The sequence below is a fragment of the Mesorhizobium sp. L-8-10 genome, assembly GCF_016756635.1.
In the GTDB taxonomy this organism is placed as follows: domain Bacteria; phylum Pseudomonadota; class Alphaproteobacteria; order Rhizobiales; family Rhizobiaceae.
In genome coordinates this window covers 2,703,160-2,727,792 of sequence record NZ_AP023263.1, presented here as the reverse complement: position 1 = coordinate 2,727,792, position 24,633 = coordinate 2,703,160, and the positions used below count along the sequence as shown (strand labels likewise).

The following is a 24,633-nucleotide window of genomic DNA, read 5'->3' as shown; positions in this document are numbered from 1 at the left end:
GGTCGGTGCGCTTCGCCCGGTTTTCGTCGGCCGGACCGCGGGATATATTCCTTGCATGGAGCAGTCGCTGCGTTCCTTTGGTCCGTTTGTCCTCGATACCGCGCGCGGCAAGCTGCAGCGGAACGGCAAATCCGTCGCCGTTGGCCAACGCGGGCTGGCTCTCTTCGAAGCGCTCCTGGACGCCGAGGGAGGAATCGTTCCCAAGGCAGAGCTGATGGACCGCGGCTGGCCCGGCACGATCGTCGAGGAAGGCAATCTCACCGTCCAGATCGCGGCCCTGCGCAAGGCGCTTGGCCCTGCGCCCGACGGCCAGGAATGGATCGTGACGGTGCCGCGCGTCGGCTATCGTTTGTTGCGGCCGGCGGCGGCTCAGGAGGTGTCGAGCATGGCCTTGCCGGTCAAGCCGGCATTGGCGGTCTTGCCTTTCGTCAACCTGGGCGGCGATGTCGAGCAGGACTACTTCGCAGACGGCGTCGTGGACGACATCATCACGGCGCTCAGCCGTTTCAGGAGTTTTTCTGTCATCGCGCGCAACTCGTCCTTTGTGTACAAGGGACGCACCGTCGATATCAGGCAGGTGTCAAGCGAACTTGGCGTGCGTTATGTGCTCGAAGGCAGCATAAGGCGGGCGGAAGACCGGCTGAGGATAACGGCGCAGCTCGTCGATGGCGCCAGCGGCGCCCATCTATGGGCAAAGAACTTCGACGGCGCCCTCGGCGAAGTGTTCGACTTCCAGGACAGGATCACCGAAAGCGTCGCAACCGTCGTCGAGCCTCATATCAAGACCGCGGAAATCGAACATTCGCGAAGGGAGCGGCCCGGAAGCGTCGCCGCATATGATTCCTATCTGAGCGCCCTGTCCAAGATCCTGGCGGAATCGGCTGATGAGAACGCGGCCGCCTACGCCTTGCTCACCGAAGCGCTGGTGCTCGAGCCCGACAATGCAAACCTGCTCTCCCTCGCGGCCTGGGTTCTGGAGCACCGCATCACCATGGGATGGCCTCCGCTCAGCGCCAGTGACCGGGAGAAATGCTTCGAGTTGGCGCGACGCGGTCTGGAAAAGGCGGCCGGCGATCCCACAGTGATGGCGAACTGCGCGATGGCGCTGGTGCAGGTCGCAAGGGATTATGACTGGGGAATGGCGGTGCTCAACGCTGCACTGGAGGCCAATCCCAACAACATGCTGGTGGTCACCGCGGCAGGCGTTGCCAACCTTCACTGCGGCAATGTCGTCGACGCGCTCGCCTTGTTCGACCGCGCAAGAAGGCTCTCGCCGCGCGACCTTGTTGCCCATATCTCGCTCAGCGGGACGGCACATGCGCATATGATCCTCGGCAACTACGCCGAGGCCCTGGCCTGGGCGACGCGTGCACGCGCCGTGAACCCGAACTTCGATCCGGCCTATTGGATCCTGATCGCCGCAAACGCGCATCTCGGGCGCATGGAGGAGGCTCACCGCTTCCTTGGCGATTTGCTGAAGATGGCTCCCGATGTCACCATAACAAGCATAACTGCCGGGCAGCCCGCCAGGGACCCAGCCCGCCTCGCAGCCATACTTCACGGCTTACGGCTTGCCGGCCTTCCCCAAGGCTGACAAGCATCCCCTTTTTGGAACTTTTCGGAATCTTTTGGACCTTTCTTAAGGACGCAAACCGGGCGCGTCCGCGACAATGATCCTCATCGCTCAACGGCCGCGGCGGTCCCGAAATCGGGGCCCGGTTTCGGGAAAAGACCGCCATAGGCGCTCGGGGAGAAGCTGACATGCTGCCGGTGCAGACCATCTTTTCGCTTGATCAGGGCAAGATCTATTCACCGCCTCAAGACGAGTTCGACGAACAGGGGACCAGCGGAGCCATCCCTGTTGCCCATGACGAGAGCTGCGAACGCGATTTCTGGAACGTGCATCTGCTCGACTTCTTGTTGCCAAGCAAGGCCCGGGGGGTCTTTCGTATCTTTGGCTCGGATGCATAGGGCCAGCCCGAACGCATTTTCTTGGCCGGGCGGCATGGCGCTGGCCATCGGCGCCTCCGGATTGGCCGGCCCGAACGGTTTGGGCGGAGCCAACGGAGCCTTGCACCCGAGCGCGTTGACCGCGCTTGTCGCTTGCATTTCGTCTTTCGCGCTCACAGCGTCCGCGCCCGAAGCCCGGCAGTGGTGTCCTTGACACCGGTTCGATCTTTATTTAACGATGTCGTTAAATAAAGGGCACGTCATGCATTCCGACCCGCTCAGCGCCCAGTTCGCTGCTCTTGCCGACCCTACGCGCCGTGCCATACTTGCCCGGCTGAGCGAGGGGGAAACATCGGTGAACGATCTCGCCGCGCCTTTCGCGATGAGCCTTCCGGCCATTTCGCGTCATCTGAAAGTGCTGGAGAATGCCGGCCTCGTGAGCCGCAGCCGCACGGCGCAATGGCGCCCGGCCAGGCTCGAGCCGCTGGCCATGAAGGACATGGCCGACTGGATCGACAGGTATCGCCAGTTCTGGGAATCGAGCTTCGACCGGCTGGATACCTATCTCAAGCACATCCAATCGGGGAATGACGATGGCTCCCGCCACTGACAGACTTGCGTCGCTCTCGCTGACCCTGCGCCGCATCTTCGATGCGCCGCGCGAACTGGTCTGGCGCGCCTGGTCCCAGCCGGAGATGCTCGTGGCATGGTTGGGTCCGCCCGAATGGCCTGCCGTCAGCACCGAGCAGGACCTGCGCCCCGGCGGGGCCTGGCGTGCCTGCCTGCGCTCGACGACGGAGGATCGCGTTCTCTGGCAGGGCGGCGTCTATCGCGAAGTGGTGCCGCCGGAGCGACTGGTCTTCAGCTTCAAATGGGAGAGCGACGATCACGAGGACGGCGTCCCGGTCGAGACGCTCGTCACCGTGCTTCTGACCGAACTGCCCGACGGGCGGACACAGATGGATTTCACGCAGCAGGGCCTGAAATCCGAAGAGAGCCTTGCCGGACATCGCCACGGCTGGATGGGCACCTTCGACCGGCTCGAACAATTGCTTCACAGGAGGACGACATGAACGCATCGGCAATGCTGTGGACCGGCCGCATTCTCACCGTGCTTTTCGCCCTGTTCATGCTGGGCGCCTCGATCGCGCCGAAGCTGCTCCAGATGCCGGTGGCCGAAGAGACCATGGCCCAATTGGGCTGGCCCGCCGGCTATGCCCTCACGATCGGCGTCATCGAACTGGCCTGCCTGGTGCTTTACCTGATCCCGCGCACAAGCGTGCTCGGCGCGGTGCTGATGATGGCGCTGCTCGGCGGCGCGATGGCAACCCAGATCCGGGCGGGCAGCCCGCTCTTCACCCATATCCTGTTCAGCCTCTATCTCGGCTTGTTCATGTGGGGCGGCCTGTGGCTTCGCGATCCGCGCCTGCGAGCACTGTTCCCCATCATGCGAGACCAATCCGACGCAGCCGACCAGGAAGACCCTGCAGCGTTGCGGATGTCGAGCCGGTAGGGGCAAGGACGACTTCACGCACGCCTCTCGAAGACCGCAACGAGCCAATCGATGAAGACCCTCACACGCGGCGAGAGCTGACGGTTGCGGGGATAGAGCACGGAAACCGGCGTCGGCGTGGGCGCAAATCGTTCCAGCACCTCGATCAGTTCGCCCGATTTCAAGGCTGCGTCTGCGTGATAGCGCGGAATCTGGATCAGCCCCAACCCGAGCCTGGCGGCTGCGAGATAGCTTTCGGCGGCGTTGACCGAAACCGTCGCCGGCAGCGTGACGTTGTGAACCTTGCCCGCAATGGTGAATTCCAGGGGCAGCAAGCCTCCGGTGGCCGACGAACGGAAGCCGACCATCCGGTGGCCTCCGAGCGCATCGGGATGCTCCGGCCGTCCATGCACCTCGACATAGCCTGGCGCGGCCAGTGTCACTTCGTCCAGCATCGCAACACGGCGGGCAACCATGTCGCTGTCCTGCGGAACGCCGACGCGCAGCACGCAGTCGATACCTTCACGGACAAGATCGACGAGCCGGTCGCCTTCGCTCATGTAGAATTCTATATCGGGATAGCTGCGCAGGAATTCTGGCAGACCCGGAAGCACGAAGTGCCGGGCCAGCGTGCCGTGCACGTCGACCCGCAACCGGCCCTTGGGCCGGGCGCCGGCGAAGGCGCCTTCGGCATCCTCGATGTCGGCGAGGATGCTTAGGCATCGCTGGTGATAGGCCTCGCCGTCCAGCGTCGGGCTGACAAAGCGGGTCGTGCGCTGCAGCAGACGAACGCCGAGGCGTTTCTCCAGTTGCTTCACCGCGTCCGTCACCGTCGAGCGCGGCAGGCCCAGGTCTTCGGCCGCCAGCGTGAAGCTGCGCCTTTCCGCAACACGGGCGAAAACCCGCATGGCCTCGATACGGTCCATGTCTTTATTCGATTTTCCCGGACAGTGATGCCGATGTTAGGCCAATTATCCGCCAACTGAAATGGGGCATCTTCTCCCTCGACGCGCCGAGGCGTCGCGACAAGGAGAACGACAATGTCCGAGAACGGCAACAAGGTGGCCATCGTGACCGGGGCATCTCGCGGCATCGGGGCAGCGATCGCCGAGCGGCTCGCCGCGGACGGCTTCACGGTCGTCATCAACTATGCAGGGTCCGTCGGTCCGGCGGAGGCGCTGGCGGCCAGGATCGAGAAGGCCGGCGGCCGGGCGATCACCGCCCAGGCCGACGTGAGCGATCCTGCCGCGGTCGCGCGCATGTTCGACGCGGCGAAGGCTGCTTTCGGCAGGATCGACGTGCTGGTGAACAATGCCGGCATCATGCAGCTTTCGCCGATCGCCGAGGCGGGCGACGAGTTGTTCGACCGCCAGGTCGCGATCAATCTCAAGGGTGTTTTCAACGGCCTGCGCGAGGCGGCCAGGCGCCTGCGCAGCGGCGGCCGCATCATCAGCTTCTCGTCGAGCGTGGTCGGTCTGCTCCAGCCCGGCTACGCGGTCTACGCAGCGACGAAGGCCGGCGTCGAGGCGATGACCCACGTGCTTTCGAAGGAGCTGCGTGGCCGCAACATCACGGTCAATGCGGTCGCCCCCGGGCCGACTGCAACTGAACTTTTCCTGCAGAACCCTCAGGAGGTCATCGACCGCCTGACGAAACTCACGCCGCTCGAGCGGCTTGGCCAACCGCAGGACATCGCCGCCACCGTCGCCTTCCTCGCCGGCCCCGATGGCGGCTGGATCAACGGCCAGGTGCTGCGCGCGAATGGCGGGATCATCTGATCCTGCCCCGAACCGCCGAAAACGACCCGCCATTGCAAGGGGCGAGCGCCGTGCCGGCAGCCGACCTTCGATGTCGCAGCATCAAAGGCACCGGATCCGATGCTGCGTACGCTCCCTACCGGGAAAGCGCATCAAGCGGCGGGGGCAAGCGCATACCAGGATAGCGCCGCGCTGTTTCCTTTGCCGTTTCGCGCGCGCCGGCAAGATCGCCGGACGCGGCCTGCCAAAGTGCCAGAAGCACGAGTACTTCCGCCCTTTCCGGCGATGCGGCGCGCAAAACCCCGATCTCGGCTGCCGCCGAGGCGAGGTCGCCGGTTTGCAGCAGCGCCAGGGCAAGCGTGATCCTCATATCCTGATTGCCCGCATCGGCCGCAACGACCTCCCTCAGCACCGGGATCGCGTCGTCGGCTCGGCCCTGATTCATCAGGAACTGGGAGAGTTGCGCCGCAATAGTGACGTCGTCCGGGTTCTTGGCGTGCGCATCGGCAAGGATCGCGGTGGCCTCAACGGCAAAGCCCAGGGCGGCCGCAATGTTCGCTCGCGCCTGCCAGGCTTGGATGAGTTGCGGATCCATCAAGGTCGCTTCGGCGAAAGCGGCCTGCGCCGCATCCCAGTTGCGGGTCGCCATCGCCAGGCCGCCGATTGCCAACTGGCCTTCGGGAAAGTCGGCTTTCGCTTCCATGGTCGCCTTCAATTCCGCCAGCGCCGCCGCCAGGGCTTCTCGCCGGTCGGCCGGCAATGCATCGGGAGACACATTCGACAGTTCCAGGGCCGCCGCAACACGCACCACCGCGACAGGATCGGCGAGCAGCGGCTCGAGCCGTGCGACACGATCGGCGGCGGGGGCCGACCGCCACAGACGAACGGCCGCAGCGCGCACTATCTCGCTCTCATCGGAGAGGAGCTCGACAAGTGCCACGGCCGTCGCAGGGTCGGCCTGATCGCCGATCTCCCGCGCCGCGGTGGCGCGTTCGACCGCAGCACGCGACCGGTCGTTGGCGACGGCGATCAGATCGTCGAACGTCTTTTGTGTAATCCCTTCTCGCCGCGCGACGGCGAGTGTCTCCGCCAGCGTGGAAGCCGCACTGGACAGGTCCGGTGCCCATCGCCTTATGTTGTCCGCCGCCCAGGCGGCCGACTTCGCGGAATGACATGAAAGGCAGGCATCGGGGGAGCCGACCTTATCGGACAGCAGCGGATCCGGCACCCGGAAGAAATGGTCACGCCTGCTATCGACAACCATGTAGTTGCGCCCGGGCATATGGCAACTGACGCAGCGTGCGCCATCGCTTGCCTCCGGGTGATGATGGTGGTCCGGCGAATCGTAGTTCGCCGGCTTCAGCGACGGAAAATCGGTTCGTCCCGCCTCGTTGTGACATTGGGTACAGACGGCATTTCCTTCCGCGACCAGCCCGCCTGAGTGGGCATCATGGCAGTTTGTGCAAGTCACACCCTTGGCGTGCATCTTGGACTGGAGGAAGGAGCCCAGAATGTAGACTTCGTCATGCTGCTGGCCGTCGGGGAAATAGAGCCCGTTTCCAAGCGTCATGAGGTTGTAGTGGTCGCCGAAGGTCGCTTGAGGCGATGTGCTGTCGCCGCCCATTGCTTCGCGCCGCGAATGGCAAGGCCCGCACATATTCTGCTCGGTTGCCTGCCGGTCTTTCGCTTCGGGACGTAGCAGCCCGTGCCCATCGATATTCGTAAAGGCCGCCGGATCGAAATCCGGTCGCCTCTGCGCCCACGCGACATGGGCATCCCCCGGCCCGTGACAGGCTTCGCAGCCGACCGTCAACTCGCTCCACTCGCTGCGATAGGCATGGGTGGACGGATCATAGTTCTTGCGGAAGTCGGTCTGGTGGCAAACTGCGCAGCGCGCCTGCCAGTTCTTGTAGGAACCGGTCCAGTGCAGGCCGTTGCCGGCCGATACGTCCTCGTCGGGATAGAGGTGGAACCAGCGCCCGCGAACCGTATCCCAGGCGAGATCGAGGGGCTGAAGGCGTCCGCGATCGAGTTCGACGAGATATTGCTGCAGCGGAGCGACGCCGACGACGTATTTTATCTCGAAGGTCCCCGGCTTGCCGTCCGCCCCATCCGTCTCGACGAAATATCGCCCCTCTTTCGTGAAGAAGCGCGAAGTCAGCCCTTTATGATCAAGGGTCGCCTCGGCGAAATCGCCAAGCACGGTCTCGGCTGTCGGCTCGGTCAGCGCCCATCTGTGATGGGAGTTGGCCCAGTCCCTTGCCTGCGGGGCGTGACAGGTACCGCATACCGGCGTGCCCGCAAAGCCCGGCAGTTCGGCGGCCCTGCCAATGCCGCCCGACCACGCGGTCAGGGCGCCTAGCAGTATTGCCGACAGGAGGATGTTTCGACGTCGCATGTTGCGGATCGCACTCACACCGGGGATGCGTTCGTCTGGCAGGACACCGTTGGGCGCGAGCCTCGGATGCCTCAAGCGCATCGCCACGCCCAGGAGCGGCCCACGCTGCACGAAACTGCGGACAAACCCGCTATCGCAACGTGATCACTGAAGGTCCCTGCTTCGTACGCTGACGCCAAGCCATCTCAAGAATTGCAGTAGAGCCTACTTCAGCTCGAACGGAAAGACGACCCTCCAGTCCTTCTGCATGTCGACGACTGTCCATTGGTTCACGGAAGCAGCATCCAACGCCTTGTCCAGGTGCCCGAAGGGCGTCTTGCGGTCGTATGCGTATTCGCGGTCCGCGTCCGTATGGTGGACGATCAAGCCGAAACCTGGACCGCCGCTCAGGGTTGTCCACTGCAGCATTTCGAGGTCGCCGTCGGAGTTCCCGAATGCGGCAATTGGGCGGAGCCCGATATGCTCGTTGATCCCCACCGGCTTGCCCGCCTTGTCGTCGATGAAATTGATTTGTGGCAGCCGGAACAGGGTCGGCATGCCGTCGCGCATCTCGAACTGCGTTTTGATCGACGAGCCGACCACCTGATCGGGCGGCACGCCGTAGACCTGCTCGGTCCAGGGGCGCATGAACTCGATTCCGCCGCCCGACACGATGAAGGTCTTGAAGCCGTGGTCGCGCAGATAAGCGAGGAGTTCGAGCATCGGCTGATAGACAAGTTCTGTGTAGGGGCGCTTGAACCGCGGGTCGCGCGCGTCGGCAAGCCAATCGGAAACGATCTTCTGGAACTCGGCGTTGGTCATCCCGGAATGGGTCGCCATGATGAGCTCGACGAGGCCCTTTTCGCCGCTCGCCGCGAGCGTCTTCATATCGCCCTCGAGTGCCGCCTTGAACGGCTGCGTCGTGGTCCATTCCGGATGCGACGGCGCTTCCTGCTTCACCCGATCGAGGGCGAAGGCGAGTTGCGTGTACATCGGTTGCTCGACCCATAGTGTGCCGTCATTGTCGAACACGGCAATACGTTCCGGCTCCGGGACAAAGTCGGGCGAACCCTCCTTGGTCACCTTATCGACGAAATCGCGTATGGCGACCTTGGGCCCTGTGTCGTTCCAGGATGGCAGCGGATCGTCTGCGGCCAATGCCTCACCGGCAAGGTCGGGCAAAGCGGCAAACAGGGAAAAAGCGGTCATCGCCGACAGCAACGAGCGCCGGTTCAAGGACGGGATGGAAAGGTTCGGCTTCATGTCGCAATCTCGCAAGGGGCGGTGCCGTAGCTCGAGATGCGTGCCCCGGCCGGGCCGGGGCACGCGGTCGCGTCAATTTCCGGTCGGCAGTGCGATCGTTACACCTTCCTTGTCGAGTTGATCGCGTACCCACTGGAAGCGCTGGTAGTTCGTGAGCGTGACCGGACCGCTATAGGATTCGCTTTGCAGCTTTCGGGGCGGATATTTGACATAGGTCTTCATCAGTTTCTGGATCGCGTCCGAAATCGTCACCATGGTCCAGGTCCGCTCGGTATAGTTGTTCATGAAGATGTCGTAGCGTTCCTGCGGATCCTGCCACAGGTCGAACACCTGGGGCACCGTCGCGACGTATTTCTCGGCGCCTTTCCAGCCCAGGTTGGAATCGACCGCAAGACCGCCTGTCGAGGCTCCGTCGTCGCCGCGCAGGTTGAACACCGCCTTGTAGTTGCCCACGCGCGCTGCGCCGGGCGTCAGCTCGTTCTCGGTGAAGTAGAACCACTCCTTGCGCGGCGAAGGGCCGGCTCCCGTCAGAACCGGCGTCATATCGAAGCTGTCGAAGATGATCGGCTTACCTTCGCGGTCGTTCTCCGGAAGTTTCACGCCGGCTGCGGAAGCGAAGGTCGCCATGAGGTCGAGTCCGCCCAGGATCTCGTGGTTCTTGACGCCCGGCTTGGTCTTGCCCGGCCACACCGCAATGGCGGGAACACGATTGCCGCCCTCGCGCACGGTGCCCTTGGTGCCCCGGAACGGAGTATAGCCGGCATCCGGGTAAACATCCTGCCATGCGCCGTTGTCGGTCGTGTAGAAAACCAGCGTGTTCTTATCCATGCCGGTTTCGCGCAGCTTGTCCATGATGCGGCCTATACGGGTGTCGAGCTCCACCACCGAGTCGGCATATTTCGACTTGGAGAGCGATTTGTGCTCGAACTCGGGCGCCGGCATGTTCGGCTGATGCACCTTCATGAAGTTCACATTGATGAAGAAGGGTTGGTTCGGCGTCTTTGCCGCATCGTCGAGGAACTCCAAGGCGGCCTTCTCGACATAACCGTCGAAGAACGGGATACCGACGACGCCTTCCTTGCCGTCGACCACGGGCGTGTCGACATATTGTCCGTTGATCTTGAAATCCTCTTTCACAGGCTCGCCTGCATTTCCGGACAGGGCGCCCTTGGTGACCTTCTGGAACATTTCCCTGAGTGCGGGATCCATATCGGGGAACCACGTCGGATCGCCATAGGTATAGGCGTTCAGGTGATAGAGCCCGGCATATTTCATCACGTCGTAGCCCTGGGCGTTGGGCAATGCATAGTCTGCCTCGCCCAGATGCCACTTGCCGGTGAAATAGGTCTTGTAGCCGCCCTGCTTCAGCACGGAGGCGAGCGTCCATTCGGCCGCCGGCAAGCCGCCGCCCTGGCCTTGGAAAGCCACCGTGGTCATGCCGCTGCGGTTTGGGATGCGTCCCGTCTGCATTGCTGCACGGCCGGGCGTGCAGCTGGGTTGAGCGTAGAAGGAGAAGAAGGTCATGCCTTCGGCCGCCAGCTTGTCGATGCTCGGCGTCGGCATGCCGCGTCCCTCTCCGCCGCCGTAGGGACCGAGATCACCGTAGCCGGTGTCGTCCGAGACGATGAAGAGAATGTTCGGTTTCGCCTGATCCTGCGCCTGGACGACGGCGGAGCTGCCGAGCAGTCCGATGGTCATCCCTGCTGCTATATAGGCCGGTATCGTAGTTCTCATGCCACTGGTCCTCCTCGGGACGTGCCCTTTGCCTGCGATCCAAGGTTGCACCATGGCCGCTGAGCCGCAACCACGAAGCCTCGATCGGCAGGAAGGCGAACACTTGGGTTATTCCATGCGTTCGCGCTTACAAGCCAAGCGCCTCGGCAAGACCGGACTTTGTTGTGGTCGATAAACACAGCGCGTCCTGCCTTACATAACGGCAAGTCTACGCAGGATCGGTGCTTGGCGATATTGCCCTTTGGGGAAACTGCCGGGTTGTTCAATACCTGCCGCAGGGGGTGCCAAGGCCGCGAGGCCTGTCGAATGTCATCGATGCTCCGGGTGGTCATTGTTCGCCGAGATGGATGTCCTCCCGGGCGGCGCGGGATCGTCGGCGCGTCCTCCGCCCCCCGGGGGGAACCTAACGTTAATCACCGCCTGCTAGCTTGCCGCCTTCGCAAGGGAAACATCATCGACGGCGGCAAGGTCGCCATCGGAGCTCGGAAGCGGCTGTGGGCAGCGTTAGGACTTTGAGGCAAGACGACCTGCCGACGGTCGCGGAGCTGTTTCAGCGCATCCTGCGCAAGAGCCGCGAACCGGTTGCGCTGTCGCTTGCCGCCTATCTCGGCCAGGTGTTCCTGGAAGGTCCAGACCAGGATCCGGAAATCAACTCTTTCGTGCATCTGGACGACGCCGGCGCCGTCAACGGCTTCATCGGCGCGCTGCCGATGTCCATGGAGATCGGCGGAAAGCCGGCGCGCGGCGCGATCTGCGGTACGCTGATGGTGGACCGCCATGACGAGGACCCGTTCGCCGGCGCCCGGCTGATGCGCGCCTTCCTCGCCGGCCCGCAGGATATATCGCTGACCGAAACCGCCAACGACATTTCCACGACCATGTGGCGAAAGCTGCGCGCAACCGTGCTGCCCGACCACAGCCTCGAATGGCTCCGCGTGATCCGTCCCGCGGGTTTCGTCGCCGAGATGGCCGGGCGCAGGATCGGCCTCGCCCGGCTGGCGGCGCCGCTCGCCCGGCCGATCGACGCATTTTTGCGGCGCGGGCCGGACGAGCCACGCTGGACGAGCCTGCCCGCCGCCATGGGTGCCGACGCCATGCCGAGCGCCGATGCCGACGATGCGACGGCCGTCGAGATGTTCCAGAACTTCACCACGGATTTCGCGGCGCGGCCGGTCTGGCGAACCGAAAGCCTGGCGCGCATGGTGGCGGAATCGCGCCGCAAGGCGATCTATGGCGGCATGGTGCGGCGGGTCGTCACCGCGCGCGGCGGCCGACCGCTTGGCATGTTCCTCTATTACGGCGATCCCGGCCGGGTGGGCCGTGTGGTGCAGATCCTGTTCGCGCCCGGTCAGGCAGGTGCCGTGCTCGACAGCATGTTGGCTCACGCCGCTGGCTATGGCATCGTCGCCCTGCGCGGCCGCACCCAGCCGGCCCTGCTCGAGGCGATGCTCGGCCGCCGCTTCGTCTTCGTGCATGCGTCGTCCAGCATCGTGCATGCGCGCAATCCGGCATTGCTGGAGCCGTTCCTGGCCGGCAAGGCCTTCTTCAACGGCTTTGCCGGCGAATCCTGGTCGCGGCTGATCGGAGACAGTTTTGAATAGACCGGGTGGCTGCAGAGGACTGGGCGCATGTGCGGCATAGCCGGCTACTTCGGCCGCGAGCTGCCGCATGCCGAGGCCACGGAGCTGCTGCTGCGCATGACGGGCGCGATCGCGCATCGCGGCCCGGATGGGGAAGGCGTCTTCGTCGGCCAGGACGCCGGTCTCGGACATCGCCGCCTTTCCGTCATCGACCTCGTCGACGGCGCCCAGCCGATGAGCAGTGCCGACGGCAATATCCACATCACCTACAATGGCGAGGTGTTCAACTATGTCGAGCTGCGCGAGATGCTTATGGCGCGCGGCCGCCGCTTCCGCACGACGAGCGACACCGAGGTCATCCTCCAGCTCTATCAGGAACTGGGCGAAGACTTCGTCTCCGGGCTCAACGGCGACTTCGCTTTCGCAATCTGGGACGCGCCGCGCCGCCGCCTGATTCTGGCTCGCGACCGCATGGGCGTTCGGCCGCTGTTCTACACCTGGCGGGCCGGCACACTCTATTTCGCCTCCGAGGTGAAGGCGCTGCTCCAGGTTCCCGGCATCGTGGCCGAAATCGATCCGGTCGCGCTCGACCAGATCTTCACGCTCTGGGCGCCGATCGCGCCGCGCACCGCCTTCAAGGACATCTCGGAACTCGCTCCGGGCCGGATCATGGTCGTCGAGCGTGGACGGGCGCGCAGCAGAGCCTACTGGTCGTTCGGCTTTCCCGACGCCGGCGAGGAGGCCGCCCCCCGCTCGGAGGCCCGCATCGCCGAAGAACTGCGGGCGCTGCTGGAGGATGCCACCCGCATCAGACTCCGTGCCGACGTCGAGGTGGGGTCCTTCCTGTCGGGCGGGCTCGATTCCTCCATCATTTCCGCTCTCGCCGCACGCATCGCCCCGGCCGGCCTCAGGACCTTCGCCGTCACCTTCGAAGACGCCGAATTCGACGAGAGCCCGTTCCAGTCGGTCATGGTCGAGGCGCTCGACACGCGGCACCACATGGTCGCCTGCCGGCCCGACGACATCGCCGGCGTTTTCCCTGTTGCGGAGCGGCACATGGAGCGCCCGGTGCTGCGCACCGCCCCTGCCCCGCTCTATCTGCTGTCGGGCCTGGTGCGCGACGAGGGGCTGAAGGTGGTGCTGTCGGGCGAAGGCGCCGACGAGGTCTTCGCCGGCTACGACCTGTTCAAGGAAAGCCGCATCCGGCGTTTCTGCGGACGCCAGCCCGGCTCTCGCATACGTCCCCATCTCTTCCGGAAGATCTATCCCTATCTGCCGGGGCTGCAGAAACAGTCGCCGGAGTATCTGGCCGCCTTTTTCGGCGCCGGAACCGACGCGCCCGATGATCCGCTCTTCTCGCACCGGCCGCGCATCCGGGCCACGTCGGGCGCCAAGATCTTCTTTTCGCAGGAACTGCGCGACACGCTCGCCGGCTACGATGCCGCCGAGGAACTGGCCGGTACCTTGCCGGAAGACTTCAGGCGGTGGCACCCGCTCCACCAGGCCCAGTTCATCGAGACCAGCTTCCTGCTGCCCGGTTACATCCTGTCGAGCCAGGGCGATCGCATGGCGATGGCGCATGGCGTCGAGACGCGCTTTCCCTTCCTCGACCACCGGCTGGTCGAATTCGCCGCACGCATCCCCGCCGGGCTGAAGCTGCGCGGTCTGCGCGAAAAGCACATCCTGCGCGAGGCCGCGGCCGATCTCCTGCCCCCGTCGATCGGCCGGCGTCCCAAGCAGCCCTATCGCGCGCCCGACAGCCGCGCCTTCGCCGGCCCGTCGGGCGACTATGTCGGCGAACTCCTGTCGCCATCGGCACTTGCGGCAGGCGGCCTGTTCAACCCGCAGGCCACGACCAAGCTCCTGGAGAAGAGCCGGCGGGGCGCCATCGGCAGCTTCCGCGACAACGCCGCCTTTGTCGGGATCGTGTCGGCGCAGCTCTGGCTACGCAGCTTCGCGACCCGAGAAACCAGCCGGCTCCGCGAGCCGGTATCCTGACACTTTTCGAGAGACGAGCCATGCCCGACACCACCGCAGCCCAGATTCGCGCCTTCATCGTCGAGAACTTCCTGTTCGGCGACGAGGATTATGCGCTCGGCGACGACCTGTCGCTGGTCGAGAACGACATCGTCGACTCCACCGGCATCCTCGAGATGGTCTCGTTCCTCGAGGAGCGTTTCGGCATCGCGGTGGCGGATGCCGACATCGTTCCCGCCAATCTCGATTCCGTCGCCCGCATCGCCGCCTTCGTGGCCGCCAGGCAGGTCGGCGTACGGGCGGCAGGCTGAGGCCCCTTCGATGCGCGTCGAGGCGTTCCTGCGCGAAAGCGCGGCGGCCGATCCCGCCGGGATCGCCGTCGTCGCCGACGGCATGCGCCTCTCCTACGCCGAGCTGGACGGGCTCTCGGACAGGCTCGCAGCCTCGCTGCGCGCACGCGGCGTCTTGCGCGGCGACCGGGTCGTGCTGTTCATGGAGAACGTCTGGGAGACGCCGGTCGCGATCTTCGCGGTGCTCAAGGCCGGTGCCGTGTTCTGTCCCGTCAATCCGTCCGTCAAGGCCGACTGGCTCGGCCAGATCATGCGCGATTGCCGGCCGAGCGCCGTGCTGACGCAGGCGAAACACACAAGGCTCTGCGCCGAGGCCGCCGGTGCGCTCCGCCCGCTTGTGATTTCCGCCCGTGGCGTGGGCCCATCCGAAGCCGATGTCGTCGCCTTCGAGGATTGCATCTCCGCTCCCGCAGAGGTTTCATCGGCGGAAGCCGGCATCGACGCCGACCTCGCCATGCTCATCTATACGTCAGGCACGACCGGCCGCCCGAAGGGCGTGATGATGACGCATGCCAGCATCGACGCCGCCTCGGCCTCGATCGCCGCCTATCTCGGCAGCACCGCCGACGACGTGGTGCTCGGCCTGCTGCCGCTCTCCTTCACCTACGGGCTCTACCAGCTCTTCGTCACCATCCGTCGCGGCGGCAGGCTGGTGCTGGCGAAGAGCTTCGCCTTCCCCCATGCCGTCATCGAGACCGCGCGGACCGAGGGCGTGACGGGCCTGCCCTTGGTGCCGACCATCGCTGCCATGCTGCTCTCGATGAAGGAACCCTGCACGCTGCCGGCGCTGCGCTACGTCACCAATGCCGCCGCACCTTTGCCGCCTGCCCATGTCGAGGGCTTGCGCGCGCTGTTCCCCGAGACAAAACTCTTTCTGATGTACGGCCTCACCGAATGCGCCCGCGCCACCTTCCTGCCGCCCGAGGAGCTGGACCGGCGGCCGGGTTCGGTCGGCAGGGCCATCCCCAACACCGAGGCCTATGTCGTCGACGAGAACGGCCGGCCGGCCGGGCCCGGCGTCGTCGGCGAGTTGGTCGTGCGCGGGCCGCATCTGATGCGCGGCTATTGGGAGAATGCCGAGGCGACCGACGCGGCACTGCGCCCCGGCTCCAACCCCTGGGAAAAGGTGCTCCACACCGGCGATCTTTTTGTAACCGACTCCGAAGGGTATCTCACCTTTGTCGGCCGCAAGGACGACATGCTGAAGATCCGCGGCGAGAAGGTCGCGCCCAAACAGGTCGAAGCCGTGCTGCATGCCTGCCCCGGTGTGGCCGAGGCGGTGGTGACAGGCGTTCCCGACGGCATCCTCGGCCTTGTGCTCCACGCGGTGATCGTGCCGTCGGATCCGCCGCCGAGCGAGCGCGACGTGCTGCGCCACTGCGCACGCGGCCTACCGGATTTCATGGTGCCGAAGACGATCGAGTTCCGCAGCGCGCTGCCCAGGACGCCGAGCGGCAAGGTCGTGCGGCGGCTGGTGTGATGAAAGCAGGAGACAGGACAAGATGACGTCAGCCGGCCGCGACGCGCCGTTTTCCATGAGGACGCTCGACATCGACGCCGAGGCCGAGACCGCGCGCATCGTCGCGGCGTTGCGCGAGCAGTTGCGCGGCACGGTGCGCAAGCGGGGCCTCGTGCTCGGCCTCTCCGGCGGCATCGATTCCAGCGTCTGCGCAGCGCTCGCCGCGCGCGCCGTCGGGCCGCGGAACGTGTTCTGCCTGTTCATGCCGGAGAACGACTCCGATCCAGAGAGCCTGCGGCTCGGCCGGCTGGTCGCCGACACTTTCGGCTTGCCAGGCGAGGTCGAGGATATCGGCCCGGCGCTTGAGGCCATGGGCTGCTACAGGCGCCGCGACGGCTTCATCCGCCAGATGGTGCCGGACTACGGCCCGGGCTGGAGCTCGAAGATCGTCATCGCCAATGCGCTGACCACCACGGGCTACAACATCTCCTCGCTTGTCGTGCGCAGCCCTGACGGACGCATGGAGAAACACCGCCTGCCGGCACCTGTCTATCTCGGCATCGTGGCGGCCACCAACATGAAGCAGCGCACGCGCAAGCAGCTCGAATATTACCATGCCGACCGGCTCAACCATGCCGTCGTCGGCACGCCGAACCGGCTGGAATACGACCAGGGCTTCTTCGTGAAGAACGGCGACGGCGCCGCCGACGTGAAGCCGATCGCACATCTCTACAAGTCGCAGGTCTATCAGCTCGCCGCCCATCTTGGCGTACCCGAAGAGGTGCGCCGCCGTCCGCCCACCACCGACACCTACTCGCTGGCGCAGACCCAGGAGGAGTTCTACTTCGCCCTCCCCTACGACAAGATGGACCTGTGCCTCTACGGGTTGAACAACGGCATGCCCGCGGCTGAAGTCGCTCGCGCCGTCTCGCTCTCCGAGGAAGAGGTCGGCCGCGTCTGGAGCGACATAACGGCCAAGCGCAAGGTCGCGCGCTACCTCCATTTGCCCCCGCAGTTGGTGGAGGACATGCCGGCGCAAGCCATGGGCACGTAAGGACGATACACCGCGGCGCGCTCCGCCCCGGCCGGGCTCACGCCGGCCCGGCCGGGGCGTTCATGCATCTATTGTGCTTCCTGGCAAGCCAGCAGCGCCTTCAGGGCGGCGTCGGTTCCCGCGAGGCTCAGCACGATGGGCTCGCCGCCTGCTGGCGTGATGGTCAGCGTCTTCTTCTTGGCGAGATCGTAGATGAACGCGGGATTGTCCACCCAGGCAAAGGCACCCGTGTAGCCGTCCATCATCTGCCGGCCCGTCGCCTCGCCGGTGAATTGCTGTCCGTCGATATCAAAAAGCACGGAAGTCTGTTCTCCGGTGCCAAGCTGCGTACCCGTCTTGGTATAGAGCGCAATGTAGCCGCGGGCCTCTGCTTCCGGGACGATGCCCATCTGGAACTGCGTGTCGGGGGTCAGGTTCCTGGAAATCAGGCAACCGCTGTCCGGGCCACCTGTGGAATAGATATCCCAGCCGGCTTCCGACCCAAATTTCTCGTAGGTCTGGGCGCCCGCACCTGTCGCAGTCAGGACCGCAAACATCGCCGCGGCAGCGCCAATTTTCATCCGAGCGTGCATCGCTCTCTCCTTTGGTTCTGGATTGACGAAGGACAATGGACCCGTCGCGGCGCACAATAGGAACGGAGCGCACCGGGCGCGAGCGTGAGCATGTATTTTACGTGTGCGGGTGCTCGGCACGAGTACTTCGTGTGCGTGCCTTGGACGTTCGTTCCCATCAATGAGCGTATGGCCCCGCCATTGCCGATATTCACGCGGCGATGAGCCTTTTCCGTCAGCGAGGCATCCGCGTTGAAAAGCCGATCAGTGCCGCCGCGGCCGCGACCAATTCGGCATTATCACGCGCCGACGCGCCATCTGGCAGCACGGTGACGTCCTCCAATCCGGTCCGAATCCCGTGGCCTCTTTCCAGCGCGCGCCTGTTGACCGCCCAGCACGCCGGCCCGTTGCCGTGATGCACCTGTTCCAGCGTTATTCCCGCTGATGTGACGATCGCTTCCATTTCCGCGGCATGCCGGATAGCCACTTCGGGATCGAGATCCAGCGGCTCGATGAGCACGCGCCGGCATCGAGCGGCGAGCCCGGAACGAACGAAGAGCCTTGCATCCTCGGCCGACAAAAGGCCGGCTTCGATCCCAACACCCCGCGAAAGAAGCTCCTCGCAGAGCGGAACGATCCCGGCTTCCCCCTGGTTCGCCGTAACCAGATCAGGCAACTCCTGCCAGCTTCTGATGGTACCAAGCCGTCTTTCCGGATCCGGCTCGATGGCCGCCGAAGTCGTCAAGGATACGGGAATGCCGGGGCAGGCGGCCCGGATCGACCGGATCGTCTCGGCGCAGAAACGAGCCGTGAGCGTCTCGCGACCGTTTTCGTCGAAGGCATGAACATGAACCGAATGCGCGCCGGCGGCGACGGCCGACCGGGCTGCTTCGGCGATGCTCTCGGGATCGCGCGGAGTGGCGGGATGAACGCTGTCGCCGTTCAAGGCGGCCTGAAGAAAAATGTTCCCCTTCACCCGCATCTCCTCGCCTTCTCCGGCCTTCGTCCGGTCTAGGCACACCATAGCAAGCGATGCTCGGCTCGGCATTGGGCAGATCGGGATCGGCGCCCACTCTCCTGACAGTTCAGTGCCCGATCGCAGTCGAGTATTATCGTGATGGGTCGCGGAAGATACCCCTCATCCGACCGCGCTTTCGCGCGGCCACCTTCTCCCACCAGGCCGTGTGAGAACTGGACGGAGGCATAGCTTGGTGAGTGGTTTGGAAGCTGCGGCACGAGTTCACGCCCCCCTATGCTTGCGAGGACAGCAGGGTCTGGAGCAGCGCCGGCACACCCAGAATGTTCACCACCCGCTTCAGATTGTAGCCCAGGACGCTGAGCGCCAACTCGGACCTGGCCTTTTTCAGCCCGCGGACCAGGAACCGGGGATGGCCCATCATCCATTTGATGGTGCCGTAAGGGTGTTCGACCAGCATGCGCCGCTGCGCCATCCACTCGGGGTCGCTGATGGCGCGCCGGTGCATCGCCTCGCGCGCATCTTCATGGAAGTGGCGGATGATGGTGCGCTTGGCGGCCTGCGTGCACTTCGGCTTCAAGGCACAGTCCGCACAGGCCTTGGTCCCGTACTTCTTCTTCTGTTCCGTCCACGAGGTCTCCCGGTGGGTGAGCGTTTCGCCGGCCGGGCAGCGCCAGCTGTCGCTCTCGGCGTCGTAGCTGAACTGGTCGCGGGTGAAGTACTCTTTGCCTTCCGGGTTGACGGTTTCGGCCCGCGGCACGATGGCGGTGATGCCGTCGTCCTCGCAGCGCTGGCCGTGCTCGCCGTTCGAATAGCCGGCATCGGCCACCACCGCTACCTTGTCACCGTCCACGGCTTCGCGGCCGGCCACCGCCATCGGGTGGAGCTGGCACTGGTCGTTGCCGTCATTGGTCAGGTCGAAGGCAACCACCAGCTTGTGTTTTGCGTCGACCACGGTCTGCGCGTTGTAGGCCACCTGATGGCCGTGCCGAGCCGTGCGCATCAGCTTGGCCTCGGGCTCGGTGCGAACCCACTGGCTCAACCCGCGTCCGGTCAAAGCCTCGGCCTGCTGCTGGATCTGCTCGCGGCGCGCCCGCAAGGCCGCCACCGCCGCCGCAACGTCCACGCCATCCGTCTGCGCCGCGCGCTCGTCCCGGTCGGCTTCGTCCATCTGCGCAAGATAGGCGGCAATCTTGCGGTCCACGGCCGCCGTCGCCTTCTCCAGTTCCTTGGCCGTCACCACCTGCTTGCGGCTCGCCACCGCATCGATCTTGGTCCCGTCGATCGCAAGCAACGTGCCGCCGACCAGCGCCTGCTCCCGGCAGAAGCGCACGAAGGCCCGGCACACCCCAACGATCGCTTCCGGATGATCCTTGCGGAAATCCGCAATCGTCTTGAAGGCCGGCGCCGCGCGATGGGTGAGCCACATCACTTCAATGTTGCGCCGCGCTTCCGCCGCAAGCCGGCGGCTCGACCGCACCTGGTTCTGGTAGCCGTACACATAAAGCTTCAACAAATCGCCCGGATCGTAGGGTGGCCGGCCCGTGGCCTCGGGAACAACCTTGGAGAAACCGAGCTGCGCCAGATCGAGGCTGTCGACGAAGGCATCGATGACCCGCACCGGATGATCGGCACCGACCGCCTCGTCCAAGGTTTCCGGGAACAAGCTCGTTTGCTCCCGCGACTGGCCTGTCATATGCGCCATTTCGGCCTCGTCTCAAACTGCCAAAAATCCGGCAAATCACTGCTTTGGATCAACAATTTGAATCCGATCCAGGTTGATTTGGGAAGCCCAAGATGCTCCTCGACACATCCAAAAAACCAATGCCCGAGTTTTCACACGGCCTGCCACAAGGGGAGAAGGGAACGCTGCAGCAGCGTCCCGGCCAATCGCAAACGCTGGTGGTTTGCAGAGCCGGCGAAACTGGGCTCCAGCCTTCTCCCCTTGTGGGGTCCGAAGGACGGGTGGAGACCCGTGGCTCCACCCCGGGTGGTGGCCGCGCCCACGGGTCTTGCCTCCGGCAAGCCCGAGGACAGGCTCCGCGCGGTCGGAAGGGGTATTCGACGTTACCCGTCGGCAGATACGGACTGCCCCTTTCGCGACCGCAGTCAGCGCCAGCCGAGGGCCGGCGCGACGTGCTTCAGGATCGCCTCGATCACATGGGCATTGTAGTCCACGCCCAACTGGTTGGGCACGGTCAGGAGCAGCGTATCGGCCTCGGCGATCGCCTCGTCCTTCTTCAGTTCCTCGACGAGAATATCGGGCTCCGCCGCATAGGAACGGCCGAAAACGGCACGTGTGTCCGCCTCGATGTAGCCGAAATGGTCCTGGCTGTCGCTGCCGCCGAAATAGGCCCGGTCGCGGTCATCGACCAGCGCGAAGATGCTGCGGCTGACCGACACGCGCGGCTCGTGCTCGTGGCCGGCCGCCTTCCACGCCGCGCGGAAGGCACGGATCTGCTCGGCCTGCTGGATGTGAAGCGGCTGTCCGCTCTCGTCGAATTTGAGGGTAGAGCTCTGCAGGTTCATGCCGAGCTTCGCCGCCCATTCCGCCGTGGCATTGGTGGCCGCGCCCCACCAGATGCGCTCGCGCAGGCCCTCCGAATGCGGCTCGACGCGCAGCAGGCCCGGCGGGTTCGGGAACATCGGGCGCGGATTGGGCTGCGCAAAGCCCTTGCCGCGCAGCAGGTCGAGGAAGATCTCGGCATGGCGCCGCGCCATGTCGGCGTCGGTCTGGTTCTCCTGCGGCACGTAGCCGAAATAGCGCCAGCCGTCGATCACCTGCTCGGGCGATCCGCGGCTGATGCCCAGTTGCAGGCGGCCGCCGGCGATCAGGTCGGCGGCGCCGGCGTCCTCGGCCATGTAGAGCGGATTCTCGTAGCGCATGTCGATGACGGCCGTGCCGATCTCGATGCTTTTCGTCCTGGCGCCGACGGCCGCCAGCAACGGAAAGGGCGAAGCGAGCTGGCGTGCAAAGTGATGCACGCGGAAATAGGCGCCATCCGCACCCAGTTCCTCGGCCGCGACCGCCAGGTCGATCGACTGGAGCAGGGCGTCGGACGCCGACCGCGTCTGCGACTGGGGTGAGGGCGACCAATGCCCGAACGAGAGGAAGCCGATCTTTTTCATGGCGTCGATGTAGCACGTGCAGCCCGTGCTTCAATGCACGGAAATGTGCACACTGCTTCCACCGGGAACAAACGGCTCTATCGCCACATGCCGCGCATGCGGGCCTTGAGGTCGACGCGGATGTCGGGCTGCGGTGCCCGGCTGCTCGCCGCGGACGCCGGCGGCGGCCACGACGTGCGCGTGAAGCGGTCGAGCATGCGGTCGGCAATGAAGCGCGTGCGCGAGGCATAGACATGCCTGTCGCCGCGCGCGGCCTGGCCATGCACGAAGAAGCGCTGCGGGGTGATGAGGTGGAGGCTGTCCTTCGCCCTCGTCATCGCGACATAGAGCAGTCGCCGCTCCTCCTCGATCTCGTCGCGCTCGCCGACCGCGAGGTCGGACGGAATGCAGCCGTCGACGCCGTTGAGGATGAAGACCTTCGACCATTCCTGGCCCTTGGCGGAATGGATGGTGGAGAGGACCACATAATCCTCGTCGAGGAGTGGCGGACCGGCCTCATCGCTGGTCGCAGCGGGAGGATCGAGCGTGAGGTCTGTGAGGAAGCGCTCGCGCGAGGGATAGCCGCTCGCGATCTGTTCGAGCTGGAGCAGGTCCGCCCGGCGCATCGCTGCATCCTCATGGATGCGTTCCAGATGCGGTTCGTACCACAGCCGCACGCCTTCGAGATCGGCGGGCCAGGCCGAACGCGACCGCAGGCTCGAGAAGAGGTCGACGAAAGAAGGCCAGTCGGCGCCGGCCCGCGCCGGGGCACGGAAGAACTGCAAGCCCAGCACGGGATCGAGCGCCCGCTCCATCGCCTCCACGACGGCGGCGGCGGCCGAAGGCCCGATGCCCGGCATGAGCTGCATGACGCGAAAGGCCGCGACGCGATCCTTCGGATTCTCGGCGAAACGGAGCACCGCGAGCACGTCCTTCACATGCGCCGAGTCGAGGAATTTCAGTCCGCCGAACTTGACGAAGGGGATGTTGCGGCGGGTGAGCTCGATCTCCAGCGGACCGGAATGATGCGCGGCGCGGAAGAGAACGGCCTGCGACTTGAGCGCGGCACCTTCCTCGCGCTCCTCCAGTATCTTCTCGCAGACATAGTTCGCCTGCTCGGCCTCGTCGCGGACGGTGACGATCTGCGGCTTCTCGCCCGAGCCCCTGTCGGTCCAGAGGTTCTTGGTGAAACGCTCCGGCGCTTCGCCGATCACCGCATTGGCCGCATCCAGGATCGTGGTCGTCGAGCGATAGTTGCGGTCGAGCGTGACGACCCGCGCCGGTTCCGGAAAATGCCCGGGGAAGTCGAGGATGTTGCGGATCTCCGCCGCCCGGAAGGAATAGATCGACTGGGCGTCATCGCCGACGACGGTCAGGCCGTGCCCGTCCGGCTTCAAAGCGAGCAGGATCGAGGCCTGCAGGCGGTTGGTGTCCTGATATTCGTCGACGAGGATGTGGTCGAAGCGGGCCCCCAGATGCTCGGCGATGACAGGCTCGACGCACATCTGCGCCCACCACAGCAGGAGGTCGTCATAGTCGAGCACGTTCTGCGCCTGCTTGGCGTCGACATAGGCCGCGAAGAGCTCTCTCAACTCGTCGGCCCAGCCGACGCACCAGGGGAAATGTTTTGCCAGCACCGGCGCCACCTCGGCCTGCGCGTTCACCACACGCGAATAGATCGCAAGGCAGGTGCCCTTGGCCGGAAACCGGCTCTCCGTCTTTGACAGCCCGAGTTCGTGGCGCACGAGATTCATCAGGTCGGCGGAATCCTCGCGGTCGTGGATCGTGAAGGCAGGATCGAGGCCGATCTCCAGCGCATAGTCGCGAAGCAGCCGCGCGCCGATCGCATGGAAGGTGCCGGCCCAGTTCAGCCCTTCCGTCAGCGTCGCGGCCTTCTCGCCCATCACGCGCGCGGCGATACGCTCCACGCGCCGCGTCATCTCCGACGCCGCCCTTCGCGAAAAGGTCATGAGCAGGATGCGGCGCGGGTCGGTGCCGCTGACGATGAGATGCGCGACACGGTGGGCGAGCGTGTTGGTCTTGCCGGAACCCGCCCCCGCGATCACCAGCAGCGGACCGGCCACCTTGCCATCGCCATGCTCGACCGCGGCGCGCTGCTCGGCATTCAGCCCGGCGAGATAGTCCGCCGGCTGGATCGCGGTCGAATCACGAAGAACTGAAGTCATGCGCCGGAATGAACTCTGTTTCCGGTTCGTTCGCAACCACGTCGGCGCGGGCCTCACCGCGGCTCGACACGGAATGCAGCGCAGCCCGGCAGCACCCCGCGTTCAGCGCTTGCGTAAACCGTCGACGAAGACATCCACCAGGCGCAGCGCGGTCGGCTGCCAGTCGGTCGGCCCCTGGGAATAGAAGATACCTATAAGGGTGCGCAGCAGATCCTCCGGCAGGATGTCGGAACGGATCTCCCCTGCCGCCACCGCCCGGTCGAGCAGCAGGCCGATCGCCCGGGTCTGGCGCTCGAATGTATAGGCCTTCAACTCCGTTGAACCGTAGACGGCGAGTTGCAGCGCCTCGACCATCCCCTTCTTGGTCGCCACCAGGCGGACATAGGCGTGCAGCCACGCGCGCAAGGCGTCGACCGGCGCGGTGTCGCGCGCCAGCTTTTCAGCGAGTTCGCCAAGATGATCGACCTCGTGACGATAGACCGCCTCGAAGAGGGCCTCACGCGTGGGAAAGTGGCGGTAGAGCGTGCCGATCCCGACGCCGGCCTCGCGCGCGACCGCCTCGAGGCTTGCCTGCGGACCGCCGGCGCTGAAGACCTGCGTCGCTGCCTTGAGCAGGCGCTCGCGGTTGCGGATCGAGTCGGCGCGCGGCTTGCGTCTTGTTTTCGCGGTGTCAGATCCCATTTTTTTCCCGACAGGCCTTCTTGCCCCTTGATAAACGGAGGCACCCTCCGTATAAATAGATCGCACCGGGAAAACGCACGAAGGCACGCACTCCCGGCCAGGGCCGACGGACCGTTCGCGCCAGATCTCTCCATGCGC

The 24,633-nt window shown here is 65.0% G+C and carries 21 protein-coding genes; 11 read left to right on the top strand and 10 right to left on the bottom strand.

Annotated elements, in window-relative coordinates:
- Positions 1-55: 55 nt before the first annotated feature.
- From JN280_RS12735 to JN280_RS12715, 5 genes are all read left to right on the top strand, one after another.
- The gene (locus JN280_RS12735) at positions 56-1,594 is read left to right on the top strand and encodes a winged helix-turn-helix domain-containing tetratricopeptide repeat protein (protein ID WP_202312623.1); all 1,539 of its coding nucleotides are present in this window, start codon (positions 56-58) and stop codon (positions 1,592-1,594) included.
- A gap of 167 nt (positions 1,595-1,761) precedes the next feature.
- Positions 1,762-1,971, top strand: coding sequence for a hypothetical protein (locus JN280_RS12730; protein ID WP_202312622.1), 210 nt, complete (start codon positions 1,762-1,764; stop codon positions 1,969-1,971).
- Between the two features lie 241 nt (positions 1,972-2,212).
- Positions 2,213-2,560 carry an ArsR/SmtB family transcription factor gene (locus JN280_RS12725; RefSeq protein ID WP_202312621.1) on the top strand — a complete coding sequence of 116 codons (348 nt, stop codon included), beginning with the start codon at positions 2,213-2,215 and terminating at the stop codon, positions 2,558-2,560.
- Entirely contained in the window at positions 2,544-3,023 is a 480-nt protein-coding gene (locus JN280_RS12720; protein ID WP_202312620.1) for an SRPBCC family protein, read from the top strand. The genes JN280_RS12725 and JN280_RS12720 overlap by 17 nt, the downstream gene beginning before the upstream one ends.
- Positions 3,020-3,463 (top strand): DoxX family protein, encoded by a 444-nt coding sequence (locus JN280_RS12715; RefSeq protein WP_202312618.1) that lies wholly within the window; start codon positions 3,020-3,022, stop codon positions 3,461-3,463. The genes JN280_RS12720 and JN280_RS12715 overlap by 4 nt, the downstream gene beginning before the upstream one ends.
- 14 nt (positions 3,464-3,477) lie before the next feature.
- Here JN280_RS12715 and JN280_RS12710 read toward each other — a convergent pair whose 3' ends face one another.
- Positions 3,478-4,368, bottom strand: coding sequence for a LysR family transcriptional regulator (locus JN280_RS12710; RefSeq protein ID WP_202312616.1), 891 nt, complete (start codon positions 4,366-4,368; stop codon positions 3,478-3,480).
- A 114-nt stretch (positions 4,369-4,482) separates the two neighbouring features.
- On the opposite strand from JN280_RS12710, the gene JN280_RS12705 reads away from it, so the two are divergent.
- On the top strand, positions 4,483-5,220 hold the full coding sequence (locus JN280_RS12705) for an SDR family oxidoreductase (protein ID WP_202312614.1): 738 nt from the start codon (positions 4,483-4,485) through the stop codon (positions 5,218-5,220).
- Between the two features lie 115 nt (positions 5,221-5,335).
- Here JN280_RS12705 and JN280_RS12700 read toward each other — a convergent pair whose 3' ends face one another.
- The 3 genes from JN280_RS12700 to JN280_RS12690 form a co-directional block, all read right to left on the bottom strand.
- Positions 5,336-7,597 (bottom strand): tetratricopeptide repeat protein, encoded by a 2,262-nt coding sequence (locus JN280_RS12700; RefSeq protein WP_202312613.1) that lies wholly within the window; start codon positions 7,595-7,597, stop codon positions 5,336-5,338.
- Positions 7,598-7,801: 204 nt separating this feature from the next.
- Positions 7,802-8,785, bottom strand: coding sequence for an HAD family hydrolase (locus tag JN280_RS12695; RefSeq protein WP_202314720.1), 984 nt, complete (start codon positions 8,783-8,785; stop codon positions 7,802-7,804).
- A gap of 126 nt (positions 8,786-8,911) precedes the next feature.
- Complete coding sequence (locus tag JN280_RS12690) at positions 8,912-10,537, bottom strand: arylsulfatase (RefSeq protein WP_244743515.1); 1,626 nt, start codon at positions 10,535-10,537, stop codon at positions 8,912-8,914.
- A 530-nt stretch (positions 10,538-11,067) separates the two neighbouring features.
- Between JN280_RS12690 and JN280_RS12685 the strand changes: the two genes are divergently transcribed.
- Genes JN280_RS12685 through nadE form a run of 5 tightly spaced genes read left to right on the top strand, consistent with a single transcriptional unit; the run spans position 11,068 to position 16,993 of the window.
- Positions 11,068-12,174 carry a hypothetical protein gene (locus JN280_RS12685; protein ID WP_244743271.1) on the top strand — a complete coding sequence of 369 codons (1,107 nt, stop codon included), beginning with the start codon at positions 11,068-11,070 and terminating at the stop codon, positions 12,172-12,174.
- 27 nt (positions 12,175-12,201) lie between these two features.
- Positions 12,202-14,151: an asparagine synthase (glutamine-hydrolyzing) gene (gene asnB / locus JN280_RS12680; protein ID WP_202312611.1), complete on the top strand. Its 1,950-nt coding sequence runs from the start codon at positions 12,202-12,204 to the stop codon at positions 14,149-14,151.
- A gap of 20 nt (positions 14,152-14,171) precedes the next feature.
- Positions 14,172-14,441 carry an acyl carrier protein gene (locus JN280_RS12675; protein ID WP_202312610.1) on the top strand — a complete coding sequence of 90 codons (270 nt, stop codon included), beginning with the start codon at positions 14,172-14,174 and terminating at the stop codon, positions 14,439-14,441.
- A gap of 10 nt (positions 14,442-14,451) precedes the next feature.
- Positions 14,452-15,960: a class I adenylate-forming enzyme family protein gene (locus JN280_RS12670; RefSeq protein WP_202312609.1), complete on the top strand. Its 1,509-nt coding sequence runs from the start codon at positions 14,452-14,454 to the stop codon at positions 15,958-15,960.
- A 22-nt stretch (positions 15,961-15,982) separates the two neighbouring features.
- On the top strand, positions 15,983-16,993 hold the full coding sequence (gene nadE, locus JN280_RS12665; protein WP_202312608.1) for an NAD(+) synthase: 1,011 nt from the start codon (positions 15,983-15,985) through the stop codon (positions 16,991-16,993).
- A gap of 68 nt (positions 16,994-17,061) precedes the next feature.
- Here the strand turns inward: nadE and JN280_RS12660 are convergent, their stop codons facing one another.
- From JN280_RS12660 to JN280_RS12635, 6 genes are all read right to left on the bottom strand, one after another.
- Positions 17,062-17,565, bottom strand: coding sequence for a hypothetical protein (locus JN280_RS12660; RefSeq protein WP_202312607.1), 504 nt, complete (start codon positions 17,563-17,565; stop codon positions 17,062-17,064).
- Between the two features lie 214 nt (positions 17,566-17,779).
- On the bottom strand, positions 17,780-18,520 hold the full coding sequence (locus JN280_RS12655) for a 3-keto-5-aminohexanoate cleavage protein (RefSeq protein WP_446720824.1): 741 nt from the start codon (positions 18,518-18,520) through the stop codon (positions 17,780-17,782).
- A 274-nt stretch (positions 18,521-18,794) separates the two neighbouring features.
- Complete coding sequence (locus JN280_RS12650; RefSeq protein WP_202309432.1) at positions 18,795-20,225, bottom strand: IS1182 family transposase; 1,431 nt, start codon at positions 20,223-20,225, stop codon at positions 18,795-18,797.
- Between the two features lie 404 nt (positions 20,226-20,629).
- A complete protein-coding gene (locus JN280_RS12645) occupies positions 20,630-21,649 on the bottom strand; it encodes an LLM class flavin-dependent oxidoreductase (protein ID WP_202312595.1) in 1,020 nt (339 codons plus the stop codon).
- A 77-nt stretch (positions 21,650-21,726) separates the two neighbouring features.
- A complete protein-coding gene (locus JN280_RS12640) occupies positions 21,727-23,814 on the bottom strand; it encodes an ATP-dependent helicase (RefSeq protein ID WP_202312593.1) in 2,088 nt (695 codons plus the stop codon).
- Between the two features lie 102 nt (positions 23,815-23,916).
- Positions 23,917-24,495: a TetR/AcrR family transcriptional regulator gene (locus tag JN280_RS12635; RefSeq protein WP_202312591.1), complete on the bottom strand. Its 579-nt coding sequence runs from the start codon at positions 24,493-24,495 to the stop codon at positions 23,917-23,919.
- Positions 24,496-24,633 lie beyond the last annotated feature (138 nt).

Bases quoted from the DNA above. Each gene is read 5' to 3' on its own strand.
- JN280_RS12735 (WP_202312623.1), top strand. From the start codon at position 56: ATGGAGCAGTCGCTGCGTTCCTTTGGTCCGTTTGTCCTCGATACCGCG.
- JN280_RS12730 (WP_202312622.1), top strand. From the start codon at position 1,762: ATGCTGCCGGTGCAGACCATCTTTTCGCTTGATCAGGGCAAGATCTAT.
- JN280_RS12725 (WP_202312621.1), top strand. From the start codon at position 2,213: ATGCATTCCGACCCGCTCAGCGCCCAGTTCGCTGCTCTTGCCGACCCT.
- JN280_RS12720 (WP_202312620.1), top strand. From the start codon at position 2,544: ATGGCTCCCGCCACTGACAGACTTGCGTCGCTCTCGCTGACCCTGCGC.
- JN280_RS12715 (WP_202312618.1), top strand. From the start codon at position 3,020: ATGAACGCATCGGCAATGCTGTGGACCGGCCGCATTCTCACCGTGCTT.
- JN280_RS12710 (WP_202312616.1), bottom strand. From the start codon at position 4,368: ATGGACCGTATCGAGGCCATGCGGGTTTTCGCCCGTGTTGCGGAAAGG.
- JN280_RS12705 (WP_202312614.1), top strand. From the start codon at position 4,483: ATGTCCGAGAACGGCAACAAGGTGGCCATCGTGACCGGGGCATCTCGC.
- JN280_RS12700 (WP_202312613.1), bottom strand. From the start codon at position 7,597: ATGCGACGTCGAAACATCCTCCTGTCGGCAATACTGCTAGGCGCCCTG.
- JN280_RS12695 (WP_202314720.1), bottom strand. From the start codon at position 8,785: ATGACCGCTTTTTCCCTGTTTGCCGCTTTGCCCGACCTTGCCGGTGAG.
- JN280_RS12690 (WP_244743515.1), bottom strand. From the start codon at position 10,537: ATGACCATCGGACTGCTCGGCAGCTCCGCCGTCGTCCAGGCGCAGGAT.
- asnB (WP_202312611.1), top strand. From the start codon at position 12,202: ATGTGCGGCATAGCCGGCTACTTCGGCCGCGAGCTGCCGCATGCCGAG.
- JN280_RS12675 (WP_202312610.1), top strand. From the start codon at position 14,172: ATGCCCGACACCACCGCAGCCCAGATTCGCGCCTTCATCGTCGAGAAC.
- JN280_RS12670 (WP_202312609.1), top strand. From the start codon at position 14,452: ATGCGCGTCGAGGCGTTCCTGCGCGAAAGCGCGGCGGCCGATCCCGCC.
- nadE (WP_202312608.1), top strand. From the start codon at position 15,983: ATGACGTCAGCCGGCCGCGACGCGCCGTTTTCCATGAGGACGCTCGAC.
- JN280_RS12660 (WP_202312607.1), bottom strand. From the start codon at position 17,565: ATGCACGCTCGGATGAAAATTGGCGCTGCCGCGGCGATGTTTGCGGTC.
- JN280_RS12650 (WP_202309432.1), bottom strand. From the start codon at position 20,225: ATGGCGCATATGACAGGCCAGTCGCGGGAGCAAACGAGCTTGTTCCCG.
- JN280_RS12645 (WP_202312595.1), bottom strand. From the start codon at position 21,649: ATGAAAAAGATCGGCTTCCTCTCGTTCGGGCATTGGTCGCCCTCACCC.
- JN280_RS12640 (WP_202312593.1), bottom strand. From the start codon at position 23,814: ATGACTTCAGTTCTTCGTGATTCGACCGCGATCCAGCCGGCGGACTAT.
- JN280_RS12635 (WP_202312591.1), bottom strand. From the start codon at position 24,495: ATGGGATCTGACACCGCGAAAACAAGACGCAAGCCGCGCGCCGACTCG.